Source organism: Streptomyces sp. MA5143a (assembly GCF_900290235.1).
Taxonomy (GTDB): domain Bacteria; phylum Actinomycetota; class Actinomycetes; order Streptomycetales; family Streptomycetaceae; genus Streptomyces.
The window spans coordinates 50,706-76,707 of the sequence record NZ_OLMK01000015.1; the positions used below are offsets into that span (position 1 = coordinate 50,706).

At 71.3% G+C, this 26,002-nt stretch carries 16 protein-coding genes and 1 pseudogene; 8 read left to right on the forward strand and 9 right to left on the reverse strand.

Annotated features, from left to right (window positions below):
• Positions 1 to 75: 75 nt before the first annotated feature.
• Complete coding sequence (gene dnaE, locus SMA5143A_RS08045; RefSeq protein WP_107462216.1) at positions 76 to 3,615, reverse strand: DNA polymerase III subunit alpha; 3,540 nt, start codon at positions 3,613 to 3,615, stop codon at positions 76 to 78.
• Positions 3,616 to 3,940: 325 nt separating this feature from the next.
• Here dnaE and SMA5143A_RS08050 point away from each other — a divergent pair, with 325 nt between their 5' ends.
• The 4 genes from SMA5143A_RS08050 to SMA5143A_RS08065 all read left to right on the forward strand — a co-directional run bounded on the left by SMA5143A_RS08050 (position 3,941) and on the right by SMA5143A_RS08065 (position 8,328).
• Positions 3,941 to 5,155 carry an IS110 family transposase gene (locus SMA5143A_RS08050; protein ID WP_107462217.1) on the forward strand — a complete coding sequence of 405 codons (1,215 nt, stop codon included), beginning with the start codon at positions 3,941 to 3,943 and terminating at the stop codon, positions 5,153 to 5,155.
• A gap of 139 nt (positions 5,156 to 5,294) precedes the next feature.
• Positions 5,295 to 6,644 carry a DUF2252 domain-containing protein gene (locus SMA5143A_RS08055; protein ID WP_107462218.1) on the forward strand — a complete coding sequence of 450 codons (1,350 nt, stop codon included), beginning with the start codon at positions 5,295 to 5,297 and terminating at the stop codon, positions 6,642 to 6,644.
• 85 nt (positions 6,645 to 6,729) lie between these two features.
• The gene (locus SMA5143A_RS08060) at positions 6,730 to 7,416 is read left to right on the forward strand and encodes a hypothetical protein (RefSeq protein WP_107462219.1); all 687 of its coding nucleotides are present in this window, start codon (positions 6,730 to 6,732) and stop codon (positions 7,414 to 7,416) included.
• Positions 7,417 to 7,527: 111 nt separating this feature from the next.
• Positions 7,528 to 8,328, forward strand: a complete 801-nt coding sequence (locus SMA5143A_RS08065; protein WP_107462220.1) for a DsbA family protein — start codon at positions 7,528 to 7,530, stop codon at positions 8,326 to 8,328.
• A 318-nt stretch (positions 8,329 to 8,646) separates the two neighbouring features.
• Here the strand turns inward: SMA5143A_RS08065 and SMA5143A_RS08075 are convergent, their stop codons facing one another.
• Complete coding sequence (locus SMA5143A_RS08075) at positions 8,647 to 9,285, reverse strand: hypothetical protein (protein WP_099968963.1); 639 nt, start codon at positions 9,283 to 9,285, stop codon at positions 8,647 to 8,649.
• Positions 9,286 to 9,497: 212 nt separating this feature from the next.
• Between SMA5143A_RS08075 and SMA5143A_RS08080 the strand changes: the two genes are divergently transcribed.
• Both SMA5143A_RS08080 and SMA5143A_RS08085 read left to right on the forward strand, forming a co-directional pair.
• Entirely contained in the window at positions 9,498 to 12,623 is a 3,126-nt protein-coding gene (locus SMA5143A_RS08080) for a helix-turn-helix transcriptional regulator (RefSeq protein ID WP_258193447.1), read from the forward strand.
• A gap of 157 nt (positions 12,624 to 12,780) precedes the next feature.
• On the forward strand, positions 12,781 to 14,430 hold the full coding sequence (locus SMA5143A_RS08085; RefSeq protein ID WP_107462221.1) for an alkaline phosphatase D family protein: 1,650 nt from the start codon (positions 12,781 to 12,783) through the stop codon (positions 14,428 to 14,430).
• 6 nt (positions 14,431 to 14,436) lie between these two features.
• On the opposite strand, the gene SMA5143A_RS08090 is transcribed toward SMA5143A_RS08085, so the two are convergent.
• Positions 14,437 to 15,006 carry a dienelactone hydrolase family protein gene (locus tag SMA5143A_RS08090; RefSeq protein WP_107462222.1) on the reverse strand — a complete coding sequence of 190 codons (570 nt, stop codon included), beginning with the start codon at positions 15,004 to 15,006 and terminating at the stop codon, positions 14,437 to 14,439.
• 107 nt (positions 15,007 to 15,113) lie between these two features.
• Between SMA5143A_RS08090 and SMA5143A_RS08095 the strand changes: the two genes are divergently transcribed.
• Entirely contained in the window at positions 15,114 to 16,229 is a 1,116-nt protein-coding gene (locus SMA5143A_RS08095; RefSeq protein WP_107462223.1) for a mechanosensitive ion channel family protein, read from the forward strand.
• A gap of 662 nt (positions 16,230 to 16,891) precedes the next feature.
• Here the strand turns inward: SMA5143A_RS08095 and SMA5143A_RS08105 are convergent.
• From SMA5143A_RS08105 to SMA5143A_RS08130, 6 genes and pseudogenes are all read right to left on the reverse strand, one after another.
• A pseudogene (locus SMA5143A_RS08105) lies at positions 16,892 to 17,023 on the reverse strand (SDR family NAD(P)-dependent oxidoreductase); the annotation flags it as partial.
• A 29-nt stretch (positions 17,024 to 17,052) separates the two neighbouring features.
• Positions 17,053 to 18,639 carry a Na+/H+ antiporter gene (locus SMA5143A_RS08110; RefSeq protein WP_107462224.1) on the reverse strand — a complete coding sequence of 529 codons (1,587 nt, stop codon included), beginning with the start codon at positions 18,637 to 18,639 and terminating at the stop codon, positions 17,053 to 17,055.
• 99 nt (positions 18,640 to 18,738) lie between these two features.
• Positions 18,739 to 19,155, reverse strand: a complete 417-nt coding sequence (locus SMA5143A_RS08115) for a GNAT family N-acetyltransferase (RefSeq protein WP_107462284.1) — start codon at positions 19,153 to 19,155, stop codon at positions 18,739 to 18,741.
• Between the two features lie 71 nt (positions 19,156 to 19,226).
• Complete coding sequence (locus SMA5143A_RS08120; RefSeq protein WP_107462225.1) at positions 19,227 to 20,171, reverse strand: RluA family pseudouridine synthase; 945 nt, start codon at positions 20,169 to 20,171, stop codon at positions 19,227 to 19,229.
• 80 nt (positions 20,172 to 20,251) lie between these two features.
• The gene (lspA, locus tag SMA5143A_RS08125; RefSeq protein WP_107462226.1) at positions 20,252 to 20,863 is read right to left on the reverse strand and encodes a signal peptidase II; all 612 of its coding nucleotides are present in this window, start codon (positions 20,861 to 20,863) and stop codon (positions 20,252 to 20,254) included.
• An 81-nt stretch (positions 20,864 to 20,944) separates the two neighbouring features.
• Entirely contained in the window at positions 20,945 to 22,057 is a 1,113-nt protein-coding gene (locus tag SMA5143A_RS08130; RefSeq protein ID WP_107462227.1) for a TraR/DksA family transcriptional regulator, read from the reverse strand.
• A 638-nt stretch (positions 22,058 to 22,695) separates the two neighbouring features.
• Between SMA5143A_RS08130 and ileS the strand changes: the two genes are divergently transcribed.
• On the forward strand, positions 22,696 to 25,839 hold the full coding sequence (ileS, locus tag SMA5143A_RS08140; RefSeq protein WP_107462228.1) for an isoleucine--tRNA ligase: 3,144 nt from the start codon (positions 22,696 to 22,698) through the stop codon (positions 25,837 to 25,839).
• Positions 25,840 to 26,002 lie beyond the last annotated feature (163 nt).

The following is a 26,002-nucleotide window of genomic DNA, read 5'->3' on the forward strand; positions in this document are numbered from 1 at the left end:
AGGCACCGAGGGGCGCATCCGGAACTCCGGATGCGCCCCTCGCGCGCTCACGCCCCTCGGTCCGCCGGGGCGGACTCAGCCGGCCAGGCAGGACGGTCCGAGCAGTACCTTCAGGTCTCCGAAGAGGGCCGGGTCGGGTTTCACCCGGTGCCGGTCGAGGCGGAGCACCGTGGTCTTGGTGGGCCCCTGGAGCCGGATGCGCACCTCGCTCTCGCCCTTGTGGTGGGTGAGGATCTCGCCGAGCCGGCTGACCATGGGCGGGGTCACCCGGGTGGCGGGGATGGTGAGGATCACGGGCGCGTTGGTGCCCGCGTTGGACAGGTCGGGGACCTGGAGCTCCATCGCGACGAGCCGGGGGATGTCCTCGCGCTTGTCGAGGCGGCCCTTGACGAAGACGACGGCGTCCTCGACGAGCTGGGTCGAGACGAGCTGGTAGGTTGCCGGGAAGAACATGCATTCGATGGAGCCGGCGAGGTCCTCGACGGTGGCGATGGCCCAGGCGTTGCCCTGCTTGGTCATCTTGCGCTGGAGGCCGGAGATGATGCCGCCGATGGTGACGACCGCGCCGTCCGCGTGCTCGCCGCCGGTGAGCTGGGCGATGCCCGCGTCGGCCTTGTCGGACAGCACGTGCTCCAGACCGAACAGCGGGTGGTCGGAGACATAGAGGCCGAGCATCTCCCGCTCCTGGGCGAGGAGGTAGGCCTTGTCCCACTCGTCGGTGGTGAACTCCACGTCGAGCCCGAAGCCCGGCTCGCTGCTGTCCTCCTCGCCCATGCCGCCGAAGAGGTCGAACTGGCCCTCGGCCTCCTTGCGCTTGACCGCGACCACGTTGTCGATCATCGAGTCGAAGTGCGCGGTGAGGCCCTTGCGGGTGTGTCCCATCGTGTCGAATGCCCCGGCCTTGATCAGCGACTCCGTGGTGCGCTTGTTGCAGGCCACCGCCTCGACCTTGTCGAGGTAGTCGGGGAAGGAGGCGTACTTCCCCTTGGCCTTGCGGCTGCGGATGATCGACTCGACCACGTTCGTACCGACGTTGCGCACGGCTTCGAGGCCGAAGAGGATCACGTCGTCGCCCTGGGCGGCGAAGTTGTGCTCCGACTCGTTGACGTTGGGCGGGAGCACCTTGATCTTCATGCGCCGGCACTCGTTGAGGTAGACCGCCGACTTGTCCTTGTCGTCCTTGACCGAGGTGAGCAGCGCGGCCATGTACTCGGCCGGGTAGTTGGCCTTGAGGTACGCCGTCCAGTAGGAGACCAGGCCGTACGCGGCGGAGTGGGCCTTGTTGAAGGCGTAGCCGGCGAAGGGGACCAGCACGTCCCACAGGGCCTGGATGGCCTCGTCGCTGTAACCGTTCTTCTGGGCGCCGGCCTGGAAGATGGTGAAGTTCTTCGCCAGTTCCTCGGGCTTCTTCTTGCCCATCACCCGGCGGAGGATGTCGGCCTCGCCGAGGGAGTACCCGGCGATGATCTGGGCGGCCTTCTGCACCTGCTCCTGGTAGACGATCAGGCCGTAGGTGACCGCGAGGACCTCCTGGAGCGGCTCCTCCAGCTCCTTGTGGATCGGGGTGATCTCCTGGCGGCCGTTCTTGCGCTCGGCGTAGTTGATGTGCGAGTTCATGCCCATCGGGCCGGGCCGGTACAGGGCCGAGACCGCGGAGATGTCCTCGAAGTTGTCGGGCTGCATCTGGCGGAGCAGGGAGCGCATGGGGCCGCCGTCGAACTGGAAGACGCCGAGGGTGTCACCGCGGCAGAGCAGTTCGAAGGTCTTGGGGTCGTCCAGGGGGAGCGAGAGCATCTCCAGGTCGATGCCCTTGTTGGCCTTCACCATCTTGATGGCGTCGTCCATGATCGTGAGGTTGCGCAGGCCCAGGAAGTCCATCTTCAGCAGGCCGAGCGACTCGCACTGCGGGTAGTCCCACTGGGTGATGGTCACACCGTCGGTGTGCCGCACCCAGATCGGGGCGTGGTCGACGATGGGCTCGCTGGACATGATCACGCCGGCCGCGTGCACACCCATCTGCCGGACCAGGCCCTCGACGCCCTTGGCGGTGTCGATGACCTTCTTCACGTCCGGTTCGTTCTCGTACATCGACCGGATCTCACCGGCCTCGTTGTAGCGCGGGTGGGACGGGTCGGTGATGCCGTTGAGGTCGATGCCCTTGCCGAGGACGTCGGCGGGCATGGCCTTGGTGAGCCGGTCGCCCATCGCGTAGGGGTAGCCCAGGACGCGCGCGGAGTCCTTGATGGCGTTCTTCGCCTTGATCTTGCCGTAGGTGCCGATCATGGCGACCTTGTCGGCGCCGTACTTCTCGGTCACGTACCGGATCACCTCGACGCGCCTGCGCTCGTCGAAGTCGATGTCGACATCGGGCATGGAGATGCGCTCGGGGTTGAGGAACCGCTCGAAGATCAGACCGTGCGGGATCGGGTCGAGGTCGGTGATGCCCATGGCGTACGCGACGATCGAGCCGGCCGCGGAGCCACGGCCGGGGCCGACCGCGATGCCCTGCTTCTTGGCCCACATGATGAAGTCGGCGACCACAAGGAAGTAGCCCGGGAAGCCCATCGAGATGATGGTGTCCATCTCGTACTCGACCTGCTTCATGCGGTCTTCCGGGATGCCGTCCGGGAAGCGGCGGTGCATGCCGCGCATGGTCTCCTCGCGGAACCAGCTGACCTCCGTGTACCCCTCGGGGATGTCGAACTTCGGCATCAGGTTCCGGGCCTCGAACATGCCCGTGGTGTCGATCTGCTCGGCGACCAGCAGAGTGTTCGCGCAGCCCTCCTGCCAGGCGTCCGAGGAGTCGATGGCGTACATCTCGTCCGTGGACTTCAGGTAGTAGCCGGTGCCGTCGAACTTGAAGCGGTCCGGGTCGGAGAGGTTCTTGCCGGTCTGGATGCACAGCAGGGCGTCGTGCGCGGTCGCCTCGTGGGCGTAGGTGTAGTGCGAGTCGTTGGTGACCAGCGGAGGGATGCCGAGCTTCTTGCCGATCTCCAGGAGGCCGTCGCGGACCCGGTGCTCGATCTCGATGCCGTGGTCCATCAGCTCCAGGAAGTACCGGTCCTTGCCGAAGATGTCCTGGTACTCGGCGGCCGACTTCAGCGCCTCGTCGAACTGGCCGAGACGCAGCCGGGTCTGGAGCTCGCCGGAGGGGCAGCCCGTCGAGGCGATGAGCCCCTCGGACCACTGGGAGATGGTCTCCTTGTCCATCCGGGGCCACTTCTGCAGCCAGCCCTCCGCGTACGCGTCCGAGGAGAGCTTGAACAGGTTGTGCAGGCCCGTCTTGTTCGCCGCCCAGATCGTCTTGTGCGTGTAACCACCCGAACCGGACACGTCGTCCCGCTTCTGGTGCGGCTGGCCCCACTGGATCTTCCGCTTGTTCCGCCGGGACTCGGGGGCGACATAGGCCTCGATGCCGATGATCGGGGTGATCCCGGCCTTCTTCGCGGTGTGGAAGAAGTCGTACGCGCCGTGGAGGTTGCCGTGGTCGGACATCGCGATGTGGGTCATGCCCATCTCGTTGCACGCGTTGAACATGTCCTTGAGCCGCGCGGCACCGTCCAGCAGCGAGTACTGGGTGTGGACGTGCAGGTGCGTGAACGGCGGCTTTGACACGGCTTCGGCCTCCAGGGAGAACTGCGGACGGCAGGGCGACGACGGGTCCCCGACGGGCTGCGGACAGTCTGGGGGACAGCGTCGAAGTCTATGCCTCGGCACTGACATTGATAGTGGTACGCAGGTTCCGGTGGTCGTGACTCGGGCACTGACTGACGTCCTGCTGGGTTGTCCTCCCGTTGTTCTGTCCGGCTGCCGGGGCCTGTTCTCATGGCTTCGGCCGGGCGGAACATGACCTGATAGGAGCTTGGTCAGAAGCCCCCTCAATGTCCTGTCTGCGCCACCCGGCCGACGCCTGCCTCCGGACTGGGAAGGCTTTACCAGCATGGCAGCAGTGACGGCACAGGACACAGCCGATGAGATCGTGTGCGGTGGGGTCGACTCTCACGCCGACACGGTTCACGTCGCGGTCATCAGCGACAACGGCGGTCACCTCGCGGACGCCGAGTTCGCCACCACCGCCGCGGGGTATGCCGCGGCGGTGGCCTTCCTGACCGCGCACGGCCACGTGATCGCGATCGGCGTGGAAGGCACCGCCTCCTACGGGGCGGGCTTCACCCGGGCCGCCCGCTCGGCGGGCCTTCACGTGGTGGAGGTCAACCGGCCCGACCGGGCCGAACGGCGCCGCATCGGCAAGTCCGATCCCATCGACGCCTACGCCGCTGCCCGGGCGGCCCTGTCCGGACGGGCCTCCGGCGCGCCCAAGGACGACACGGTCGCCGGGATACGTGCCCTGCACAACGCCGCCCGCTCCGCGGTCAAGGCCCGCACCGCGGCCCTGAACCAGATCGGCCACCTCCTCATCACCGCGCCCGAGGCCATCCGCGCCAAGTACGGCCGGCTGAAGGGAACGGACCGCACCGACACCCTGGCCCGGCTGCGGCCGGCCGGTGACGCGGTCCACACCGCGGTCCTGGCCGCGCTCAAAAGCCTCGCCCGGCGGGTCAAAGAGCTGACCGCCGAGCACGAGGCACTGACCCGGGCCCTGGACAGTGAGGTCACCGTCCACAACCCCGGCCTGCGGGCCGCCTACGGAGTCGGCCCCGACACCGCGGCCCAGCTGCTGGTCACTGCCGGGGGCAACCCTGAACGCATGCGGAGCGAAGCGTCCTTCGCCACCCTCTGCGGAGCCGCCCCGGTCCCCGCCTCCAGCGGCCGGACCAACCGCCACCGCCTCTCACGCGGCGGCGACCGGCAGGCCAACGCGGCCCTCTACCGCATCGCCCTGGTCCGCATGTCCAGCGACTTGCGCACCCGCGAATACGTGGCGCGCCAGACCACCGCGGGCCGGACGAAGAAGGAGATCATCCGGCTGTTGAAACGGGCCATCGCCCGGGAGATCTTCCGCTGCCTGACCACCACCGTCACCGTCCCCGGCATCGCCGACCTGCGGCCCCTGAGACAGTCCAAGAACATCACGCTCACCGCGGCCGCCCGTCACCTCGGACTCTGGCCGACCGCCATCTCCACCCTCGAACGCGGCATCCGCCGAGACGACGACCTCGCCCACGCCTACCGCAACTGGCTCCAAGCCGCTTGACAGGCAATAGGAGCATCACCGTGAGGGCTCTCCCCCGTACCTTTCGTGAAGGAGTCGCGGGCACTCCCGCGCACCCCCGGACGTTGCCCAGGGGACGGACCAGCCGTCCCATTCGTCATGTACCAGGAGGCACCCAGCGATGTCGGTTCCGCAGCTCAACGACGAGCGACGCGGCGAGGAGATCCTCGCCGTCTTCGACACCGCCTTCGGACGGCTCCTGGCCGCCGACCCGGCCGCGTTCCGCGTGAAGTTCCGGAAGATGGCGGCCTCGGCCTTCGCGTTCTACCGGGGTACGGCGTGCCTCTTCTACCACGACCTGAGCGAGGCGACCTCCGCGTGGGGCGGCGGGGACGGGGACTCCGGTCCCTACCTGGACGAGCGCACCTCGCGCGTGTGGATCCACGGCGACCTGCACGCGGAGAACTTCGGCACGTACATGGACTCCACGGGCCGTCTGATCTTCAACGTGAACGACTTCGACGAGGCCTATGTCGGCCCCTTCACCTGGGACCTGAAGCGCTTCGCCGCCTCGGTGGCGCTCATCGGGTACGCGAAGGCGCTCGGCGACGAGCAGATCACGGACCTGGTGAACGTGTACGCGGCCGCCTACCGCGAGCGGATCCACGCGGTCGCGGCGGGCGCCAAGCGGGACGAGGTGCCGCCGTTCACCCTGGACACCGCGCAGGGCCCGCTGCTCGGGGCGCTGCGCGACGCGCGTTCGCTGACGCGTTTCGGGCTGCTCGACTCGATGACCGAGATCCGTGACTTCGAGCGCCGTTTCGCACCCGGCGGCGGCTCCATCGAGCTGGACGCGGCCACGCGCTACAAGGTGCTGGCGGCCTTCGACGGCTATCTGGAGACGCTCCCGGAGTCCTCCCTGACCCGCCCCGACTCGTACCGGGTGAAGGACGTCGTGGGCCGCCGCGGCATCGGCATCGGCTCGGCGGGGCTGCCGTCGTACAACATCCTGCTGGAGGGCGCCACCGACGCCCTGGAGAACGATGTGGTGATCTACATCAAGCAGGCCCAGACCCCGGCCGTCTCCCGGCACATCACCGACGAGCGCATCCAGGACTACTTCCAGCACGAGGGCCACCGCACGGTGATCTCCCAGCGTGCCCTCCAGGCACACGCCGACCCGTGGCTCGGCTGGACCGAACTGGACGGCGCGGGCCAGCTGGTCGCCGAGGTGTCGCCGTACGCGGTGGACCTGGACTGGGGCGACATCGACGACCCGGAGGAGATCGCGGCGGTCGTCGCCGACCTCGGCCGGGCCACGGCGACGATGCACGCGGCGGCGGACGACCTCTCCGGCCAGTCCCTGGTGCCGTTCTCCACGGAGCGGGCCATCGACGCGGCGATCGCCGCCGACGAGCCGGGCTTCGCGCCCCTGCTGGTGGACTTCGCCCACCGCTACGGCGCACGCGCGCGTACGGACCACCAGATCTTCGTGGACCTCTTCCGCAACGGCCGGATCCCGGGCCTGTGACCGGCCGGATCCCGCGCCCGTAAGGGAGTGCACAGCCGTCCTTTAGGGCTCCCTTACGGGGGTCCGTGGGACACTCTCCAGCGGTATGGACATATCCGGGACGCATCTCAGAGCCGCGCGCGCGGCGCTGTTCACGGCACTCGTCGTGACGCTCAGCACCGCGTCGCACGTCCTGCTGTCCCGGGCCCCCCTGCCGCTGGTCGGCGTGGCCGCGATCACCGCCGCCGTCTATGCCGTCGCGTACGCGCTGGCCGGCCGCCGTGAGCGCGGCTTCGGACGGATCGCCGCCGTGCTGATCCCGCTGGAGCTCGCGGCGGACACGGTGTTCACGACGGGGCAGCACGCCTGTTACGGCGAGGCGGGCGGCCCGGTCACGGGTCCGCTGCGCCAGGTCGGTCTGGACGTGCTGTGCGGTGGCGCCGTCGGCGCCCCGCTGGCGCGCGTCACCGGTGACTCCGACCAGGCGGCCGCGCTGCTGTCGGGCGCGGGACCGGCCGCGGCCTGGCTGCTGCTCGCCGCGCACATCGGTGTGGGGCTGCTGGCCGCCGCCTGGCTGCGCCGCGGCGAGCGGGCGCTGGCCCAGCTCCTCGGCGCCGCCGTCGCCGCCGGTTTCCGGCCCCTGCTGCTCGCGGTCGCCGCGCTCACGCCGCGGTGCGCCCCGGCGAAGCAGCGGCCGACGCGCACCACGCACCGCGGCTCCACCGCCCGCACCCTTCTCCTCGCCCACTCCCTGGGGCGGCGCGGACCGCCGTGCTCGGTCACCTTCGCGTGACCCTTCAGGGCGTTCGGTGAGCCACGGGCTCCCGAGTGCCGCCGAGCACGAGCAGTCCATCCACGTATCCCGCACACCCATGTGTGCGTGTTGTCCAGGGAGTTCACCCACATGAGCAAGCGGAACAGCCAGACGGCGAAGTCGGCGGCGCGCGAGCGGCTGCGCCTGGAGCGCGAACGGCAGGCCAAGCGCGCGAAGGTCAGGCGGCAGGCGATCGTGGCGGCCTCGGTCGTCGCGGTCCTCGCGGCGGCCGGCGGTATCGGCTACGCCGTCGTGCAGACCGGCAAGCCCACCAAGTGGGAGGCCGCCGCCGACGCCACGGTGGTCAAGCCCGCCAACACCTCGGGCGCGAACGGTGCCACCGTCGTGATCGGCGACTCCAAGACCGACAACGTGGTCCACCTGTACGAGGACCCGCGCTGCCCCGCCTGCGCCCAGTTCGAGCAGACCGTCGGTGAGACGGTCGACAAGGGCATGCAGGACGGCGACTACAAGCTGTCCTTCACCCTCGGCACCTTCCTCGACGACAGGCTCAGCGGCGAGGGCTCGAAGAACGCGCTGAGCGCCCTGGGCGCCGCCCTGAACGTCAGCCCCGAGGCGTTCCTCGACTACAAGGCCGCGCTGTACTCCGCGAAGTACCACCCGGAGGAGACGACCGACAAGTTCGCCGACGACAGCTATCTGATCAAGGTGGCGAACACGGTGGACGCGCTGAAGAACAACAAGAAGTTCCAGGACGCCGTGGAGAAGGGCACCTACGACGCCTGGGCGATGAGGATGAGCAAGTCCTTCGACGACGCCAAGGGCGTCCAGTCGACCCCCACCATAAAGATCAACGACAAGACGGTCGGCAACCCGTCCTCGGTCGCCGACTGGGAGAAGTCCCTGAAGGACGCGGGCGTCACCAAGTAACGCCGGCGTCCGCGCCGTTCGCCGTGGGGCGGGCGGGTGTTCCCGGAGGCCGCCAGGAACACCCGCCCGCACGGCCCGACCGCGGCACGGGGCCGGCGGAGGCTGAGGGCCCGGCCAGGGCCCCGGCGGAGGCCGGCCGCGCTAGGTCGTGTCCGCAAAGTCCCGTCGTCCGCCCGGAGGGCGGGCCCCGCGGCGTCTGGTGCGTGCTCTCGGCGTGCCGGGTGAGAGCCCTCGTACTGGATGTACTTGGGCTTTCGCCCGGTGCGTCGAGAGTGCGTGCCAGGCGTCGCGGGGCAGACGGGACTTTGCGGACACGACCTAGGGGGCGATGTACGGCTTGACGCGCTTGCGGTAGTCCTCGGGGCGCACCTCGTTGTAGTACTTGTCCGCGTCCTCGCCCTTCGAGGTGAGGACGTAGTACGGGCACTCGTCGGACTCGGCCTTGCCGGTGTACGTGTACTGCTCCTTGCCGGTGCGCGCCTCGACCACCCGCAGCCGGTACGTGGTGTTGTACGTCTTGATCTTGAGCGGCTTGCCGTCGGCCTCCATGTCGCACACCTTGCCGGTCGCGGTGGCCTTGGTGCGCTCGACGCAGACGACCAGTTCGGCCTTCTCCGGCTTGTCCATGTAGTCCAGGAACCAGCCCTTGGGGAAGTCGCCGTCGGAGGGCACGCTGCTCGTCCAGCCGTCGTCGTCGCCGTCGCTCCGCATGAGCTGCGCCGGGTGCACGGACTTCTTCGCGCGGTCGTAGGCCGGCAGCCCCTTGAAGCCGAGCCCGTCGGAGCAGACCCGCTCCAGGTCCTGGGTGGTCACCGGCACCTCGGGCGTGTCCGCCGCGGCCCCGCCCGACGACGACCCGCCGCCGCTGCCCGCTCCCGTGGACCCGGTGGACGACGAACACCCGCACAGGGCCACGCCCAGCACCCCGGCGACGGCCCATATCCGGGCACCCTGCATGACGACCTCCCAGCACGACGGATGAAGCGGCAGGCAGGGCATGTCCCCCCAGGCCATGCCCTGTCCCCCTGCCCTGCCGGTGACAAGCGTGCCCCGGCGCCGGGCCCCGGCCATCGGGGAAGATCCCCCATATAGTTGTGCGGCCCCTGTGCACACGGGTACTAACCTGTACGCCTCGAAGGCGTATTCGACGCGGCGCAGGGAGCCTTGAGGTGTCGTCGTTCTCATCACTGCCGACGCCCGCGCTGGTCGGCAGGGAGGCGGAGCGGGACCTTCTGACCGCCGCCGTACGGGCGGCCCGCGAGGGGCGGGGCGCGTCGGTGTTCGTGCTCGGTGAGCCCGGCATCGGCAAGTCCCGGCTCGTCGAGGAGGCCGCGTTGGCCGCCGCGCACGCCGGAGCCCGCGTACTGCGCGGGCGCGCGGCGTCCGCCGGGCGCGCCGTGCCCCTGCGCCCGCTCGCGGAGGCCGTGTTCTCCGCGCTGCGCGGGGAGGACGCGCCCTCGGACGGTGACCTCGGCCTCTACGAACCCCTGCTGTCCCGGCTGTGCGGACTCGCGCCGGAGGACGGGGCGCCCCTGGTCGGGTACGCCGAGGCGGTGTTGCGGCTCCTGGCGGTACTGGGCCGTGACGGCGGCTGTGTGCTGGTGCTGGAGGACCTGCACGACGCGGACGCCGACACCCTCGCCATCGTCGACTATCTGGCCGACAACCTCACCGGCCAACGGGCCGTCCTGCTGGCCACGTTGCGCGGCGAGCCCGGTCCCGCCCTCGACCTGGTCGAGTCCGCCGTGTCCCGCCGCTCCGCCCGCTCGCTGCGCCTCACCCGTCTCGGGCCGGCAGGCACCGCCGAGCTGGCCGCCCGCTGTCTCGGCCACGGCGACGCCGACGAGGTGCCCGCGGCCGTGCTGGAGCGGCTGCACGCCGTCTCCGAGGGCGTCCCGTTCGTGGTGGAGGAACTTCTGCGGGCCATGGTGGACGGCGGCAGCCTCGTCCGGGACGGCGCCTCCGGCTGGACGGTCACCGGTTCCCTCGACGCCGGGGTCCCCGCGACCGTCGCCGCCGCCGTGCTGCAACGCGTGGACCGGCTGCCGGCGCCCGGTGTGGCCCTCCTGGAGGCGGCGGCGGTCCTCGGCAGACGGTTCCCGGTGGACATCGCGGCCCGCGTCGCCGGTCTCGACCGCGGCGCCGCCCTCACCCACCTCCGCCACGCGGCCCACGCCGACCTGGTCTCCGGCGGCTCCCCCGTGGGTGAGCCCGGCTGGCACGCCTTCCGCCACGCCCTGACCGCCGACGCCATCGCCCACCGCCTCCTCCCCACCGAACGAGCCGCCCTCTGCCTCGCCGCCGCCGACGCGATCGAATCGGTGCGGGGTGCGGCGGGACGGCCGCCGGACACCGCGGAGCGCCCGGAGGGCGAGGACACCCGACACGCCGGAACGCGACACGAGAGCGCACGACACGCCCGGACGCGGCACGAGGACGCACGGCCCACCGGGACGCGGCACGAGGGCGTCCCCCACGAGCCCCATGAACTCATCGGCGGGGAGGCCGGGGACGATCTCGACCGGCTGGCCGCCGAGTTGTGTGTCGCCGGTGGCCGACGGGCACGGGCGGCCGTCCTGCTCACCCGGGCGGGGCGACAGGCCGTCGCGCGCGGCGCGCTGCTGACCGCGGTGGAACTCCTCGACCGGGGCCTGGAGTTGACCGCGGGCGCCCCGGACACCCCGCCCGACGCCGTGGCCGGGCTGCTGGAGGAACTGCTCCGCACCCTGGTCCTCACCGGTGACGTCCGGCGCGTACCGGAGCTCGGGGACCGGCTGGACGACGTACTGTCCGCGTCGGGCGCACCGAACACCCGGCGGGTGGCGGGCTTCGTGACCCGGGCCAGGGCCGCGGCCACGGCACAGCAGTGGGAGGAGGGCCTGGCCACCGTACGGCGGGCGAGGGAACTGCTCGGCGACGACCCGGACCCCGGTGCGCGCGCCTCCCTGGACGCGGTCGCCGCCCATCTGGTCCTCAACTCGCGGCGCCCCGATCGGCTGGAGTCCGCCCGGGCCCTCGCCGAGGGAGCCGTCGCCACCGCCGAGGCGGTCGGGCTGCCGGAGGTGAGCTGCAAGGCGCTGAACATGCTCGGCTACTGTCTGCGGCCCCAGAGCCTCGCCGAGGCGGAGGAGACGTTCGCCCGCCTGGTGGCGACGGCCGAGACCCACGCCCTGCCGGTGTGGCGCATCCGCGGTCTGCTGGAACTCGGTGTGCTCGACCGGCTCCGGTTCACCGGCACGGACCGCCTGACGGCCGCGCGGCGGGCGGCCGAGGAGACCGGCGCGACCCTCATGACGGCCTGGGCCGACATGCATCTGACGCTCGCCCATGTGCTGCGCGACGAACAGGACCGGGCGGTGGAGTCCGCCCGGCGGCTGCGGGAGACGGCCCGGCGGCTGCGGCTGCGCGAGGTGGAGCTGATCGGGGTCGGCGTGGACGGCGTCGTCGCCGCCGCGCTCGGTGAACGCGAGCGCCTCCAGAGTGCCCTGGACGCCCTGCGCACCGCGCTGGCCGGCCGGAGCGCGGGGGCGGTCTGGGGCTACGACACCTCCGTGTGGGGCTGGGCCCAGGGCATCTGCTCCCTGATGCGGGAGGAACACGACCGGGCGCTGGCCGAGTTCACGGAGGCCGACCACGTCATGCGGGCGCTGCCCAGCACCCGCGGGGTCGGCGGCTTCCTGGGACCGTATCTGCTGCTGCGCACGCTGAAGGGCACGGTCGGCTGGGCGGAACTGGAGGGCCCCGGCACGGACCGGCTCGCCCAGGTCCACTGGGACCGGCCCTTCGTCGGCTGGTCCCGCGCCGTGCTGCTGGGCCGTGAGGGCAGGGCCGCCGAGGCCGCGAAGTCCGCGGAGGAGGCCCTGGTCGGGACCGACTCCATTCCCCTCGCCGCCCACCTGTGTCTGCGTCTGGGCGCCGGGGCGGCCCTCACCGACGGCTGGGGCCGGCCGGTCGAATGGCTGCGCTCCACCGAGCAGTTCTTCCACGACCGGGGGACCACCCGTGTGTCGGCGGCGTGCCGCGCGCTGCTGCGGGACGCGGGCTCCGCCGTGCCCCGGCGCCGCCAGGGCCACGACACGATCCCGGCGGAACTACGGCGGACGGGGGTGACCGCCCGGGAGTACGAGGTGCTCCGGCTGCTCGGCCGCCGCTTCGGCAACCAGGAGATAGCCGAGCATCTCTTCCTCTCCCCGCGCACCGTCGAGAAGCACCTGGCGAGCCTGCGCAACCGCACCGGCTGCGCCGACCGAGCCGCGCTGATCGCCCTGGCCCGGGGGTACGCCGACGGACCGTGACCGGGCGGACCTTCGACCAACAGGGCACCGCGATCTGAACATTGGGCGGATTTCACGTCATACGCCTTACCCAAACCGCTACTGATCAGTAATCTCATCCGCCGTGACCAGTCGCAGATCTCACTCCAACTCCGGTGTCCCCGCCGACCCCAGGGGTATGTCGCCCGCTCAGCCGGGCCTCTCCTCCTCCGCCCCGCGCCGCCGTACGGTCGTCAAGGCGGCCGCCGCGGGCGCGGTCCTCGCGGCCCCGCTGACCGCCGCGTTCCCCGCGAGCGCCGCCGACGCCCCCGCGTTCCTGCACGGTGTCGCCTCCGGCGATCCGCTGCCCGACGGTGTCCTGCTGTGGACCCGTGTGACACCCACCCCGGAGGCCATACCCGGCTCCGGCCTCGGCCCGGACGTCGAGGTCGGCTGGACCGTCGCCCGGGACAAGGCGTTCACGACGGTCGTGGCCAAGGGCTCGGTCACCGCGACCGCCGACTCCGACCACACCGTGAAGGCGGACGTCCGCGGTCTCGCCCCGGCCACCGACTACTGGTTCCGCTTCTCGGCCGGCGGCACCGACTCGCCCGCCGCCCGCACCCGGACGGCGCCGGCCGCCGACGCCGCCCCGGCGGGGCTTCGCTTCGGCGTGGTCTCCTGCGCCAACTGGGAGGGCGGCCACTTCGCCGCCTACCGCCATCTGGCCGCCCGCGGCGACCTGGACGCCTGGATCCACCTGGGCGACTACATCTACGAGTACGGCACCGGCCAGTACGCCACCCGCGGCAAGGTCGTCCGACCGCACGCGCCGACCCACGAGATCGTCTCCCTCGCCGACTACCGCGTCCGGCACGCCCGTTACAAGACGGACCCCGACCTCCAGGCCCTGCACGCGGTCGCCCCGGTCATCGCCATCTGGGACGACCACGAGATCGCCAACGACGCCTGGTCGGGCGGCGCCGAGAACCACACCGAGGCCACGGAGGGCTCCTGGGCGGCCCGCCAGTCGGCGGCCAAGCGGGCGTACTTCGAGTGGATGCCGGTGCGTCCGGCGATCGCCGGCACCACCTACCGGCGGCTGCGCTTCGGCAAGCTCGCCGACCTCTCGCTGCTCGACCTGCGCTCCTACCGCTCCCAGCAGGTGGGCGTCGGCAACGGCCAGGTCGACGACCCGAACCGTACGCTGACCGGCCGGGCCCAACTCGACTGGCTGAAGACGGGGCTGAAGTCCTCCGACACGACCTGGCGGCTGGTCGGCAACTCGGTGATGATCGCCCCGTTCGCGCTCGGCAACCTCACCGCCGATCTGCTCGGACCGCTGACGGAGCTGCTCGGCCTGCCGAAGGAGGGCCTCGCCCTCAACCCCGACCAGTGGGACGGCTACACCGACGACCGCCGTGAACTCCTCGCCCACCTGCGGGAGAACGCCATCCGCAACACGGTCTTCCTGACCGGCGACATCCACATGGCCTGGGCCAACGACGTGCCGGTCAACGCCGGTACGTATCCGCTGTCGGCGTCCGCGGCCACCGAGTTCGTCGTCACCTCGGTGACCTCGGACAACCTCGACGACCTGGTGAAGGTCCCCGAGGGCACCGTCTCGGCGGTGGCCTCGCCCCTGATCCGCGCCGCCAACCGGCATGTCCACTGGGTGGACACCGACCGGCACGGCTACGGCGTCCTCGACATCACGGCCGCGCGGGCGCAGATGGACTTCTACGTCCTGTCCGACCGGACGAAGCCCGACGCGCGGTCGTCGTGGGCGCGCTCGTACCGGACGCGGAGCGGGACGCAGAAGGTGGAGCGGACGTACGACCCGGTGTAGCCCCCATCAGAGGGTGTCGAGGAAGCCGAGTGCCACCCGCCAGGTGGCCTCGGCGGCCTCCTCGTCGAAGTCGGGCAGGTCGAAGTCGGTGTAGAGGTGGCCCGCGCCGGGGTAGCGGTAGATCTCCACGTCGGCGCCGGCCTTGCGCATCTGGAGGTACCAGGCGCTCAGCCAGTCGTCCGTCTCGAACGCGTCCGGCTCGGCCACGTGGAGCTGCACGGGCAGGCCGTCGACGGACGCGGTGGCCGCGATGTCCGACGTGCCGTGCAGGAGCAGCAGCCCGCGGGCCTTGGCGTCGCCCAGGGCCAGGGTCTGCGCGGTGGCGGCGCCGAGGGAGAACCCGGCGTAGACGAGCCCTCGCTCCGAGTAGGGGGCGGCGGCCAGGACGGCCCGCTTGAGCAGCTCCTCCTTGCCCAGCTCCTCGTTGAAGGCCATGCCCTCCTCGACCGTGTCGAAGGTCCGCCCGTCGAAGAGGTCGGGCGTCCACACCTCGTGCCCGGCGGCCCGCAACCGGTCCGCGGCCCGGTGAACCGCTGGTCGCAGGCCGTAGGTCGAGTGGAAGAGCATGATGTTCATGAAGCCATGGTGCCAGCCGGGTACGGCAGCGGCTCGCGGCCCCCGTACCCCGAGCGCGGCCGAAGTCACATGTTCATGACCCCGCGAGGGCGGTTACGTTCGAAGGCATGGAGAACCTACTCCGCCCACTGATCGTCATCGGTGGTTCGGTCGTCCTGACACTCGTCATCGGCTGGACCACCGACCTCCTGCTGCGCAAGGCGGACCAGCGGCACCACGAGACACCTCTGTGGGGCCTGCTGCGCCGCGGCCGCATCCCCTATCAGCTGGTCCTGTGCGCGGCCTTCCTCAGAGCGACGTACGACGAGGCGCAACTGCTGGAGCAGTACCGGACCACGATCGGCCGCGCCCTGACGCTGGTGCTGATCGGCGCCACGGCCTGGCTGGTGATCCGTATCGCGGCGGCGGTGGTGGAGACCTCGTACAGCAGGTACGCCCGCGTCCACCGCGACCCGGCCCGGGTGCGCCGGGTGCGGACCCAGGTGACGCTCATCATGCGGGTGGTCTCCGCGATCGTCGGTGTGGTCGCCGCGGCGGCCATGCTGCTGACCTTCCCGGCGATGCGGGCCGCGGGCGCCTCCCTGCTGGCCTCGGCGGGCCTGCTGGGCATCGTCGCCGGTATCGCCGCGCAGTCCACGCTGAGCAACCTGTTCGCGGGGCTCCAGATCGCCTTCGGCGACATGGTCCGCCTCGGGGACGTGGTCGTCGTGGAGGGCGAGTGGGGGACGGTCGACGAGATCACCCTCACCTTCCTGACCGTGCGGACCTGGGACGAGCGCCGGATCACGATGCCCGTGTCGTACTTCACCGCGAAGCCCTTCGAGAACTGGTCGCGCGGCGGCGCCCAGATGACCGGCACGGTCTTCCTGCACGTCGACCACGCCGCTCCGCTGCCCGCGATGCGGGAGAAGCTCCGCGACATCCTGCGGGAGTGCCCGGCGTGGGACGGCCGCCACTACGACCTGACCGTCACCGACTCGACGCCGTCGACGATGGAGGTCCGTGCCCTGGTCACCGCCAAGGACCCGGACGACCTGTGGACGGTCCGCGTCACGGTCCGCGAACAGCTGGTCCGCTGGCTGACGGAAACCCATCCGTACGCCCTCCCGAGGGTCAACACGGCCGACGCGGTCCTGCCGCCGACCCACCCGCGTCCCGACGCCCACCTCCCCCGACCCACCCGGTCCCGGGTCCACGAACCACCGAGGTCGGCGGGAAGGTGACGCCGCGCGGTCACGGCAGAGCCGGGGGCCACGACGGACAGCCGTACGGACAGCCGGTGGTTCTTCCGGAGGAGCGGCGCGTGGCGGCGTTCGCCGGGAGCCGGCGAACCGGACCGGAACGGAACGCACGGCGGGTGCCAGCGCGCAGAGCGCGGGCACCCGCCGTGCGCCGTTCGCGATGCGCCGCCCTCAGTGCCCCTCTCCGCACCCCCCGTTGACCCGCGCACTCACACCCCGCGAACTCGACGACTCCCCGCACACTCTGCGCGTCGGCGAGGTCCGCCGCGTACGTGAGGGCCCGGTCCACCGTTCCTGTGGACTGAGCATGCGTGAGCCCGCTCAGCCGCACGCCCCGAACGGTCTTGGGCGTACTGGTCCCCGGCGTTCTCGACCCCGGGGCGGCGACACGCATCCTGTGCGTGGTCCGGACCCGGGAGGCCAGCTCCCTGCGCGACCCGGTCTATAGGTACGGCCAGAGGCGACGGGGAGGCCCTGAACCATCCTCTGGTGGAGCAGGGGCCCCGCACGCCGACGCCGTACCCGGTGTCCCAGGTCGCACGACCACGCTAGCCCGATCAGCCCAGGACGCCGCAAGCTCACAAGTGGACGATCACACAATCGAGCTAATCCGGCCCCGTGCGCACTCTGAGGCAAACGTCTCCCACCCCCGCCTTCTCCAACACCTCGGCCCGCCGCCCGAGCAGCAGGACCCGATCCCCGCTCTCGGCGAACGCCCGCGCCGCCGCGAGCCCGATTCCCGTACCGCCACCACTGATCACCACATTGCGTGCCATGCCTCGACCTTACGAAACGGATCATCCGGTCACCGCAGGCTGCGCACATCCAGATGCCGCAGCACGCGGTCCACCACCTCGGGATCCGCGCCCGGCTCACTCCGCGCGGCCAGCACCTCGTGCCGGGCCGCGCTCAGCATCTCCCCCTGGATCCGCCGCATCCTCTTCAGCCGCCGCACCCGCTGCTCGTGCCCTGCCCGCCGTTCCTCCTCCGCCACGTCGGGACTGATCCGCACCCCGATCTCGAAGGCCCGCCGCAGCAAGCGCTCGGCCATCTCCTCCGGGAGGTCCTCCTCGTCCTCGATCTCCTTCAGCCGCCGCTTCGCCGCCTTCGCGGCCCGTACGGCCAGCGCCTTCTCGAACTCCTTCTCGGCGCCTTCGTCCGCCCGCACCCCCAACCGCCGTACGAGCCACGGCAGCGTCAGCCCCTGCAACACCAACGTCGCCATGATCACGCCGAACGCGATGAACACGATCTCGTCCCGGTCGGGAAAGGGCCCCCCGTCGGACGTCTCCAGCGGAATCGCCAACGCCAGCGCCACGGACGCCACTCCCCGCATCCCCGACCACCACATCACCACGGTCTCGCGCCACGACATCGGGATCTCCTCGTCGTAGTCGCGCTTCGCGTGCAGTCGCCGCGCGAGCCAGGTGGCCGGCAGCAGCCACAGCAGCCGTACGAGGACCACGACGGCCACGACCGCCGCCGCCCAGCCCAGCATGTCGGCCCACCGCCCGGACGCCGTCCTGACCGCGTTGTGCAGCTCCAGCCCGATCAGCCCGAACGCGACACCCGTGACCATCGTGTCCACGACGTCCCAGACGGTGTGCCCGGCGAGCCGCGTCATGACGTCGTCGGCGCCGAGCGCGTACTCCGCGAGGAACAGCGCGGTGGTGAGCACGGCGAGCACCCCGGACCCGTGCAGCTCCTCGGCCATCACGTACGACGCGTACGGCACGAGGAGGGTCAGCCCGATCTGGAGCGTGGCGTCGTCGAGGAAGTCCATCAGCTTGTTGGTCGCCCAGCCGAGCGCGAGCCCCACCGCGACGGCCACGACACCGGAGAGCACCAGCTGGAGCGCGGCGTGGGGCAGTGAGAAGGAGCCGCTGACGGCCGCCGCGATCGCCACGTGGTAGAGCACGATGGCGGTCACGTCGTTGAAGAGGCCCTCGCCCTCCAGGATCGACACCAGCCTGCGTGGCAGCCCCAGTTGACCTGCCACGGCCGTCGCCGCCACCGGGTCGGGCGGTGCGACCAGCGCGCCCAGCGCCACGGCGGCGGCGATGGGCAGGCCGGGGACGATCGCCTGGGCGACGGCGGCCACCGCGGCGGTGGTCACGAACACCAGCGCCACGGCCAGCAGGAAGATGGGCCGCCGGTTGGCGGCGAACTGCCGCCAGGAGGTCCGCCGCACCGCCGCGTACAGCAACGGCGGCAGCACCAGGGGCAGGATGAAGTCCGGCGGGATGTCGATGTTGGGCACGAAGCCCGGCAGGGCGAGGGAGATCCCCAGCAGCGTCATCAGCACCGGCGCGGGCAGCCCGAGCCGCTCCCCCACCGGCACGCTCAGCACGGCCCCCAGCAACAGGACGAACAACAGGGCCAACTGATCCACGCTGAGCACCTCGACGAGGTCTAGACGATTACCTCAACAGCCCCCAGAGTGCCACGCCCCTCACATCCCACCCGTTCCGCCCCACGCCGGGCCTCGGCCCTACAGCGACCGCCGCATCGCCCGGTGCGGTATCCCCGCGTCCGGGAACTCCGGTCCGTACGCCTCGTACCCCAGCCGCTCGTAGAACCCCAGCGCGTGCGTCTGCGCGCCCAGCTGCACCGCGGTCAGGCCCCGCGCGCGTGCCGCGTCCTCGACGGCCCGCACGAGCGCGACGCCCACACCCAGCCCGCGGGCCGCCGACACGACCGCCAGCCGCCCCAGGGAGCCGACGCCCGGCTCCCCACCCGTCTTGCCTGCGGCGGCCGCCCCGTGGAGCAGCCGACCGGCGCCGAGCGGCACCCCGTCGTCCCGCACGGCGAGCACATGCACGGCCACCTCGTCGTACGCGTCGTACTCGAGGTCCTCCGGCACGCCCTGCTCGACGACGAAGACCTCCTTGCGCACCGCGAAGCACATCGCGCGGTCGGCGGGGTCGTCGGCCACGCGCACGACGTACGCCACCGGCTCCGGGCTCGCGGGCACGTCGCTCACGCGTACGTCTCCTCCCGCACCGTGTCGAGGGCCTTCCGCAGATCGGCCGGGTAGTCGCTCTCGAACTCGACCCAGCTGCCGTCCCCGGGGTGCTCGAAGCCCAGCCGGACCGCGTGCAGCCACTGGCGGGTGATGCCGAGGCGCTTGGCGAGCGTCGGGTCGGCGCCGTACGTCAGGTCGCCCACGCACGGGTGCCGGTGGGCGGACATGTGGACGCGGATCTGGTGCGTGCGCCCGGTCTCCAGCTTGATGTCGAGCAGGGAGGCGGCGCGGAACGCCTCCACCAGGTCGTAGTGCGTGACGGACGGCTTGCCCTCGGCGACGACCGCCCACTTGTAGTCGTGGTTCGGGTGCCGCCCGATGGGCGCGTCGATGGTGCCGCTGGTGGGGTCGGGATGTCCCTGGACCAGCGCGTGGTACCGCTTGTCGACGGTCCGCTCCTTGAACTGGCGCTTCAGGAACGTGTACGCGTACTCGGACTTGGCGACCACCATCAGGCCCGACGTGCCCACGTCGAGCCGGTGGACGATGCCCTGGCGCTCGGCGGCGCCGGACGTCGAGATCCGGTACCCGGCGGCGGCGAGTCCGCCGATCACGGTCGGCCCGGACCAGCCGGGACTGGGGTGCGCGGCCACCCCGACCGGCTTGACGATCACGACCACGTCATCGTCGTCGTGCACGATCTCCATGCCCTCGACCGGCTCGGCCACCACCTGCACCGGCGCGGGCGCCTGCGGCATCTCGACCTCCAGCCAGGCCCCGCCGCGCACCCGCTCCGATTTGCCGACCACCGACCCGTCGACCGCGACCTTCCCCGCGGCGGCGAGCTCCGCGGCCTTGGTACGGGAGAAGCCGAACATGCGGGAGATGGCGGCGTCGACGCGCTCGCCCTCCAGGCCGTCGGGCACGGGCAGGGTACGGATCTCGGGAAGCGTGCTCACCCGTCGAGTATGCCGGACCGCCACGACACGCCCGACCGCGCCTGTGGAAAACTCCCACGGCCCCGGCCGTGGGAGGGGGCTCAGTCCTTGTGGACGGTGCCGTCCGGGTCGAGCCCCCGGAAGGACAGCAGCACGATCAGGATGCCGCCGCACACGATCGCCGAGTCCGCCAGGTTGAACACGGCGAAGCCCTTGGGCGCGATGAAGTCGACGACCGCGCCCTCGAAGACGCCCGGCGAGCGGAAGATCCGGTCGGTGAGGTTGCCCAGCGCACCGCCCAGCAGCAGTCCGAGCGCGATCGCCCAGGGCAGGCTGTAGAGCTTGCGCGCGAGCCGGGCGATCACCACGATCACGATCGCCGCGATCATCGTGAAGATGATCGTGAAGGCCTCGCCGAAGCCGAAGGCCGCGCCCGCGTTGCGGATCGCCTCGAACTTCAGCCAGTCCCCGATGATCTCGATCGGCTCGTGGTGCTCCAGCCTGGCGACCACGATCATCTTGCTGACCAGGTCGAGCGCGTACGCCAGCGCGGCGACCCCGAACAGCACGGCGATACGGCGCTTGCCGCGCGGGCGCGCGGACGCGTCGGCCCGCGCGGCGTCCGCGCCGTTCCCGTCGTCGGCCTGCTCCGGGTCCGTGCCCGCCGCCTCTGGGATGTCCGGCGTACCGATGATGCGCTCCGCCTCTGCCACGTGAGTCCCTCAACCTAGGTTCCTGACTGAGGACAAAGGTACGACACGACCTCCGGGGACCAGGGGCTCAGGCGGGGATCACTACCGCCGTTCCTGCTTCTGCTTGCACTCGACGCACAGGGTGGCCCTGGGGAAGGCCTGCATGCGCGCCTTGCCGATCGGGTTGCCGCAGCTCTCGCAGAGGCCGTACGTGCCCGTGGCGAGCCGCTCCAGGGCGCGCTCGGTCTGGTCGAGCATCTCGCGCGCGTTGTGGGCCAGCGCCATCTCGTGCTCACGCGTGATGTTCTTGGCGCCGGTGTCGGCCTGGTCGTCGCCGGCACCGTCGCCGGAGTCCCGCATGAGACCCGTGAGCGACTTCTCGGAGGCGTCCAGCTCCGCCCGCAGCCGCATCGCCTCGGACGTCAGCTCCGTACGGGCCTCGGCGACCTCCTCCGGGCTCCAGGGGTCCTCACCGGGCCGTACCGCCAGCTCGCCGGGGTCCGCCGCGGCGGGCCGTGCCTTGGGGACGGCGGTGGGCTTCTTCGCCGCCGTAGCCGTACCAGGAGTGTTCTTCGCAACCACCGTCGTGGCTCCCGTCGTCTCGGCGGCCTCGGCCGCGCCCGCCTTCTCGGCCTCGCTCGTCGCGGAGGTGTTCCGGGCGGTGCTCTTCTTGGATGTGCTGCTCTTCGTGGCCGCCGTCTTCTCGGCGGCACCCTGCTTGGCCACCGCTTCGGCGGCCGCGCTCTTCCCGGCCGCCGACCGCGCGGCGGCACCGTCCTTCCCGGCGGTCTTCCGGGCCGCCGTCTTCTTCCCCGCGGCCCTCTCGGCCGTGGTCCCCCGCGCCTCGGTCTCCTTCCCCGCGGTCTTCTTCCCCGCGGTCTTCTTCCCTTCGGTCTTCCCCGCGGCGGTCTTCTTGGCCGCGGTCTTCCCCACCACGCTCTTCTCCCCCGCGGTCCTCTTCGCGGCGCTCGTACCGGCCGCCTTCTTCTTCGTCACCCGCACGGCCCCGGCACCCGGCGTTGCCTCCTCCTCGGCGCCGGACCTCGGCCCCACCGCGGCGGTGCTCGCGGCGGTGCTCGCGGCGGTCCTCGCGGCTCCCTTCTCCGCCGTCGTTCCCCCGGCGTCCGTCCTCCGGGCGCTCGTCCTGCTGGTGGCCGCCTTCGTTCCCGGGGTCGCGGGGACCCGCTTCCTGCCGCTCACGTCCTTCGCCACCATGGCCGCGGCCCCTTCACATATTGTGATCTTGCACGCGAATCGTGCTGGGACGATAAATCGACCCGAGTCCCGCGGCAACGGGGCAGACCACCCATTCCGGTCGCCCCGCGACCGTCACGCGGCGAGCCTGCAAGCGTTGTGCCCAGCTCCCCGCCGGGTATTCCGCCCCGCCGCGGGTCCCGGGATCCGGACGTCCGGGCCGCTCCATTCGGGTCACCCCGCAGGTCACCGCCTCACCCGGCCGCCGAGCCCGCCCTGGACCCCCGTCGGCCCCACCAGGGGCGCCGCGAAACCGGTCGGCCGCTGTCCGCCCGGCGCCGTACACTGGGCGCAGCGAAAAGCGCGGATGGGGACGAGTAGCGCCGTACGCAGCCAAGAGCGACCCGGGGACGGTGGAAGCCCGGGGGCGAGCGCGACGCGAAGATCACCCCGGAGCCGCCGGAAGAACGCCGAGCCCCTCGGGACACGGCCAGTAGACCCGGCATCGCGACCTCAATGAGGGGGCTCGTCACGGCGTACGACGCGACGACGGGCCAAGGAGGGTGGTACCGCGGGAGCGCGCCGCACACGGCGTACGCAGGATGAAGGCTCTCGTCCCTCCGACGGAAGGCAGCAAGTCCGTTGGAGGAAGCTCGCTCATGACAGAGCCGACGTACCGCCAGGTGCCCGCCCAGGTCGACCTGCCCGCGCTCGAGCACGCGGTGCTCGACTTCTGGCGCGAGCAGAAGATCTTCGCCAAGAGCCTGGAGCAGTCCGAGGGTCGCCCCGAATGGGTGTTCTACGAGGGTCCGCCCACCGCCAACGGCATGCCGGGTGCCCACCACATCGAGGCCCGCGTCTTCAAGGACGTCTTCCCCCGCTTCCGCACCATGCGCGGCTACCACGTGGCCCGCAAGGCCGGCTGGGACTGCCACGGCCTGCCGGTGGAGCTGGCGGTCGAGAAGGAGCTCGGCTTCAACGGCAAGAAGGACATCGAGGCGTACGGCATCGCCGAGTTCAACGCCAAGTGCCGTGAGTCCGTGCTCCGCCACACCGACGCGTTCTCCGACCTGACGACCCGCATGGGCTACTGGGTCGACCTCGACGACGCGTACGTGACCATGGAGCCCGAGTACATCGAGTCCGTCTGGTGGTCGCTGAAGGAGATCTTCAACAAGGGCCTGCTGGTCCAGGACCACCGCGTGGCCCCCTGGTGCCCCCGCTGCGGCACCGGCCTGTCGGACCACGAGCTGGCGCAGGGTTACGAGACGGTCGTCGACCCCTCGGTGTACGTCCGTTTCCCGCTCACCTCCGGTCCGCTCGCGGGCGAGGCCGCGCTCCTGGTGTGGACGACCACGCCGTGGACGCTGGTGTCCAACACCGCGGTCGCCGCCCACCCCGAGGTCACCTACGTGGTCGCCACGGACGGCACCGAGAAGCTCGTCGTCGCCGAGCCGCTCGTCGCCAAGGCGCTCGGCGAGGGCTGGGAGACCACCGGCCAGTCCTTCACCGGCGCCGAGATGGAGCGCTGGACCTATCAACGTCCGTTCGAGCTCGTGGAGTTCCCCGAGCCCGCCCACTTCGTGGTGAACGCCGAGTACGTGACCACCGAGGACGGCACGGGTCTGGTCCACCAGTCCCCCGCCTTCGGCGAGGACGACCTCAAGGTGTGCCGCGCGTACGGCCTGCCGGTGATCAACCCGGTCCGCCCGGACGGCACGTTCGAGGAGGACGTCCCGATGGTCGGCGGCGTCTTCTTCAAGAAGGCGGACGAGAAGCTCACCGAGGACCTCCAGAGCCGGGGCCTGCTGTTCAAGCACATCCCGTACGAGCACAGCTACCCCCACTGCTGGCGCTGCCACACCGCGCTCCTCTACTACGCGCAGCCGTCCTGGTACATCCGCACCACCGCCGTCAAGGACCGCCTCCTCCAGGAGAACGAGAAGACCAACTGGTTCCCCGACTCGGTCAAGCACGGCCGCTTCGGCGACTGGCTGAACAACAACATCGACTGGGCGCTGTCCCGCAACCGCTACTGGGGCACCCCGCTGCCCATCTGGCGCTGCGAGGAGGGTCACCTCACCTGCGTGGGCTCCCGCGAGGAGCTGAGCCGGCTCTCCGGCACCGACCAGTCGGAGCTGGACCCGCACCGCCCGTTCATCGACGCGGTCACCTTCCCGTGCCCCGAGGGCGGCTGCGGCAGCACCGCGACGCGCGTCCCGGAGGTCATCGACGCCTGGTACGACTCGGGCTCGATGCCGTTCGCGCAGTGGGGCTACCCGTACAAGAACAAGGAGCTCTTCGAGAGCCGCTACCCGGCCCAGTTCATCAGTGAGGCCATCGACCAGACCCGCGGCTGGTTCTACACGCTGATGGCGGTCGGCACGCTGGTCTTCGACAAGTCCAGTTACGAGAACGTCGTGTGCCTCGGCCACATCCTCGCCGAGGACGGCCGCAAGATGTCCAAGCACCTCGGCAACATCCTCCAGCCGATCCCGCTCATGGACCAGCACGGCGCCGACGCGGTCCGCTGGTTCATGGCGGCCGGCGGCTCCCCCTGGGCGGCCCGCCGCGTCGGCCACGGCACGATCCAGGAGGTCGTGCGCAAGACCCTCCTCACGTACTGGAACACGGTCGCCTTCCAGGCCCTGTACGCCCGTACGTCGAACTGGGCGCCGTCCGAGGCGGACCCGGCCCCCGCCGACCGCCCCGTCCTGGACCGCTGGCTGCTGAGCGAGCTGCACGCCCTCGTCGACCAGGTGACGCAGTCGCTGGAGGCGTACGACACCCAGCGCGCCGGCAAGCTCCTCTCCGCGTTCGTGGACGACCTGTCGAACTGGTACGTCCGCCGCTCGCGCCGCCGCTTCTGGCAGGGCGACAAGGCCGCGCTGCGCACCCTGCACGAGGTCGTCGAGACGGTCACCAAGCTGATGGCCCCGCTGACCCCGTTCATCACCGAGCGGGTCTGGCAGGACCTGATCGTGCCGGTGTCCCCGGGCGCCCCGGAGTCCGTGCACCTGGCGTCCTGGCCGGAGGCGGACCTCACCGCCATCGACCCGGAGCTGTCGAAGCAGATGGTGCTCGTCCGCCGTCTCGTGGAGCTGGGCCGGGCCACGCGCGCGGAGTCGGGCGTCAAGACCCGCCAGCCGCTGTCCCGCGCCCTGGTGGCCGCCACCGGGTTCGACTCCCTGGACCCCGAGCTGCACACGCAGATCACGGAAGAGCTGAACGTGACCTCGCTCGCCTCGCTGAGCGAGGTCGGCGGCAGTCTGGTGGACACCACCGCCAAGGCGAACTTCCGCGCCCTCGGCAAGCGCTTCGGCAAGCGCGTCCAGGACGTGGCCAAGGCCGTGGCGAACGCGGACGCAGCCGCCCTCTCCCTCGCCCTGCGCGAGGGCACGGCGTCGGTCGAGGTCGACGGCGAGACGATCACCCTGGCACCGGACGAGGTGATCATCACGGAGACCCCGCGCGAGGGCTGGTCGGTCGCCTCCGACTCGGGTGCGACGGTGGCCCTGGACCTGGAGATCACGGAGGAGCTCCGCCGGGCGGGCCTCGCCCGTGACGCGATCCGTCTGATCCAGGAGGCCCGCAAGAACAGCGGCCTCGACGTGGCCGACCGTATCGCCCTGCGCTGGACCGCGACCGACGAGGCGGTGGTCGACGCGCTCACCGAGCACGCCGGGCTGATCGCCGACGAGGTCCTCGCGACGGACTTCGCCACCGGGGAGGCCGACGACACCTACGGCGCCCCGTTCACGGACGAGGCCCTGACCCTGACGTTCCGCCTCCGCAAGGCGTGACACTGCCCCGCTGAACCGCCCGGCTCGGAGCCGACCGCTCCGAGCCGCGACGCCGAACAGGACCGAAGGCCCGGCGACACCGCACAGACGGTGTCGCCGGGCCTTCGGCGTGGTGTGCGCAGGACATGTGCCCCACGCGCGAACAACCGTCCCCAACACCCCC

Coding starts and splice junctions, on each gene's coding strand:
- SMA5143A_RS08050 (WP_107462217.1), top strand. CDS start 3,941: ATGGCAGCAGTGACGGCACAGGACACAGCCGATGAGATCGTGTGCGGT.
- SMA5143A_RS08055 (WP_107462218.1), top strand. CDS start 5,295: ATGTCGGTTCCGCAGCTCAACGACGAGCGACGCGGCGAGGAGATCCTC.
- SMA5143A_RS08060 (WP_107462219.1), top strand. CDS start 6,730: ATGGACATATCCGGGACGCATCTCAGAGCCGCGCGCGCGGCGCTGTTC.
- SMA5143A_RS08065 (WP_107462220.1), top strand. CDS start 7,528: ATGAGCAAGCGGAACAGCCAGACGGCGAAGTCGGCGGCGCGCGAGCGG.
- SMA5143A_RS08075 (WP_099968963.1), bottom strand. CDS start 9,285: ATGCAGGGTGCCCGGATATGGGCCGTCGCCGGGGTGCTGGGCGTGGCC.
- SMA5143A_RS08085 (WP_107462221.1), top strand. CDS start 12,781: ATGTCGCCCGCTCAGCCGGGCCTCTCCTCCTCCGCCCCGCGCCGCCGT.
- SMA5143A_RS08090 (WP_107462222.1), bottom strand. CDS start 15,006: ATGAACATCATGCTCTTCCACTCGACCTACGGCCTGCGACCAGCGGTT.
- SMA5143A_RS08095 (WP_107462223.1), top strand. CDS start 15,114: ATGGAGAACCTACTCCGCCCACTGATCGTCATCGGTGGTTCGGTCGTC.
- SMA5143A_RS08115 (WP_107462284.1), bottom strand. CDS start 19,155: ATGTGCTTCGCGGTGCGCAAGGAGGTCTTCGTCGTCGAGCAGGGCGTG.
- SMA5143A_RS08130 (WP_107462227.1), bottom strand. CDS start 22,057: ATGGTGGCGAAGGACGTGAGCGGCAGGAAGCGGGTCCCCGCGACCCCG.
- ileS (WP_107462228.1), top strand. CDS start 22,696: ATGACAGAGCCGACGTACCGCCAGGTGCCCGCCCAGGTCGACCTGCCC.